Origin of the sequence: Alicyclobacillus sendaiensis NBRC 100866 (genome assembly GCF_001552675.1) — a bacterium.
Taxonomy (GTDB): Bacteria; Bacillota; Bacilli; order Alicyclobacillales; family Alicyclobacillaceae; genus Alicyclobacillus; species Alicyclobacillus sendaiensis.
Genome location: NZ_BCRQ01000116.1, coordinates 1 through 2,391, shown reverse-complemented (window position 1 = coordinate 2,391; position 2,391 = coordinate 1). Strand labels below are relative to the sequence as shown.

The following is a 2,391-nucleotide window of genomic DNA, read 5'->3' as shown; positions in this document are numbered from 1 at the left end:
CCGTGCTCATTCAATCGGATGTACTCGGGCGCTCGCCCTCCTGGAAGAATTAGCCCGTCAAACTCTTCCGGCTTGATGTCTGCAAACGCCGCGTGTGCCTGGATCAGATACCTGGTTTTTCGGTGTACGTGTCCCAACCGGTGAAATCGTGTACAACGGTGTTCAACGTCTTCTTGGTCGGTGCAGCAATTACACTGTCAAAGCCTTCTTCTAACAGGCGATAATATGGATAATAAATCTCTAAAGATTCAACTGCGTCACCTGCTAAAATCAATACTCGTTTGGACATCCATCATGCCTCCTTAACCTAGAAGCAACTCATCACGATTGTTGAGTCTCAAAGGAACACTTACTCCAAATTTGCGTGTCGCAGGAACATCTGCTCAGTGTCCACGCGCAGTTTCTCCATAAGACAAAGCACAATGGCATCATAGACCATTAATAACGCTTGCTCAAAAAGGGATCCCATAGGTTGTATGGAGTATCTATCCGCTTTGTCCATTTCCTTTGATCCTGCCTGGATCACCAATGTAATATCCGCCATCTTCGCCAAGGTTGAATCTCGTTTCGTCGTGATGAGCCCAATGGTTCCCTGGATGTCGCGGGCTTTGGTAACCATCGTCACCAACCCCATAGTCTCTCCCGAACCCGATCCAACGATCAATATGTCACCTGGTTCGAACGCCGGAGTAGTAACATCTCCTACCACGTATGACCGGAGACCCAAATGCATTAAACGCATCGCGAACGCCCTGCTCATGAGGCCGGATCGTCCCACACCAGCTACATAAATCTTGTTACCTTGTAAGATAAGAGATACCATGCTTTCAAGCTGATCATTTGTAACTGACTCCAAACTCTGATTTAGTTCACTCAAGATCCGTTGGATTGGTATAGAAGATTTCATCTCACTCATGGCTGCTGTACGAGCTCCTTCATCCTGCGCGCCGTTTCTAGTTTGTTTTCGGCATTCGTGATCCCACCACCAACGATTACAACATCCGGCCGCGCAGAAAGAATTTCCTTCATGTTATCCAATTTAATGCCACCAGCAACTGCAATCTTAGCTTTCCGAACCACTTGCTTCAAAAGACGTAGATCATCGAATGGTCTACGGCCCTCTGCTTGCAAATCATATCCAGTATGAACACAGATATAGTCAACGCCCATGTCATCTACCTGCTGGGCTCGCGTGGCCAAATCCTTCACCCCAATCATATCCACCAAAATTTCTCGTCCGCGGTCGTGAGCTTCTCGAACTGCTCCTCGAATCGTCGCATCCTCCGCCACACCGAGCACTGTTACAACATCAGCACCTGCTTCTGCAGCACGCATAACTTCATATCCGCCTGCATCCATTACTTTCAGATCGGCAAGTACTTTAAGTGATGGGAATGCCGCTTTCATTGCACGAACCGCATGTAGCCCCTCGTCAATTATCACCGGTGTCCCAATTTCGACAATGTCAATGTATTCTTGAACCTCTCGCACAAGAGCAATCCCCTCAGGAATACTGACAAGATCAAGGGCTAGTTGAAGTTTCATCGGACTTCACACTCCTAGGGATCTATTTTTGTTTAGGAATTCTCCTATCGGGATTCCATCCCGCGCCTTTGACTTTATTACTAACAATCCGTTGGATCTAGTACTCACTTTATTGTAATATAGTGTCGGATAAGAAACTATTCATCTAATGACAGTAGACGTCTACGAGTGAAAGTCCAAGTGTCTATTTCGAATTAAAAACAGAGGGAGATATACCAACCGAACCCTAAGAACCTTTATGAGTACTAAAGCCTGTGCATTTGCATTGCCACGAAGCCGGCTTTAAACCATTTCATATAAGGAGGCGCTTGTGCGTGAAGACGTATGAATTCAATTGTGAAAAGGAGCTTACACTTGCTGTTATTGGAGGAAAATGGAAGATGTTGATCTTGTGGTATATTGCTTTAGATAGTCCACAACGTTTCGGTAAATTGCGTCGTCTCCTTCCTAAAGTAACTCCCAAGATGTTAACAGCACAACTTCGAGAGCTTGAGCAAGATGGAATCATCCAACGTAAGGTATATAAGCAAGTTCCACCCAAAGTCGAATACACTTTAACCGAATATGGAGAAAAATTAATACCGATTCTTAAACTGATGTACGAATGGGGGATGGATTATGCTAAACACATGAATATTTCTATTGGAAATACCGACTCAATTTCTGACCTACCGCCTTCTGCGAACATGCAAAGGGAAATATAGATCAAGTTTTACAGTAAGACATCTCATCGGAACGTCGGAACCGCGCTACGGCGCGGTTTTTTTCGTCGCTTGGGGAAGTTTTGTTTGCAGAAAGGTAGGTCAAACTGTTTTCTCTAAATCCTGTAAAGCGTCAGTGAATCTG

3 protein-coding genes and 1 pseudogene are annotated in these 2,391 nt (G+C 45.2%); 1 reads left to right on the top strand and 3 read right to left on the bottom strand.

Translation table 11 applies throughout. The features are described 5' to 3' along the window. From AS26_RS14105 to hxlA, 3 genes and pseudogenes are all read right to left on the bottom strand, one after another. Positions 1 to 289, bottom strand: a pseudogene (locus AS26_RS14105) (DJ-1/PfpI family protein); the annotation flags it as partial. A gap of 60 nt (positions 290 to 349) precedes the next feature. Continuing rightward, positions 350 to 916, bottom strand: a complete 567-nt coding sequence (gene hxlB, locus AS26_RS13435; RefSeq protein WP_245629793.1) for a 6-phospho-3-hexuloisomerase — start codon at positions 914 to 916, stop codon at positions 350 to 352. Then, complete coding sequence (gene hxlA / locus AS26_RS13430; RefSeq protein ID WP_062310609.1) at positions 913 to 1,545, bottom strand: 3-hexulose-6-phosphate synthase; 633 nt, start codon at positions 1,543 to 1,545, stop codon at positions 913 to 915. Before hxlA ends, hxlB begins: the two co-directional genes overlap by 4 nt. A 314-nt stretch (positions 1,546 to 1,859) precedes the next feature. Between hxlA and AS26_RS14100 the strand changes: the two genes are divergently transcribed. Then, positions 1,860 to 2,249, top strand: coding sequence for a winged helix-turn-helix transcriptional regulator (locus AS26_RS14100; RefSeq protein WP_306303056.1), 390 nt, complete (start codon positions 1,860 to 1,862; stop codon positions 2,247 to 2,249). Positions 2,250 to 2,391 lie beyond the last annotated feature (142 nt).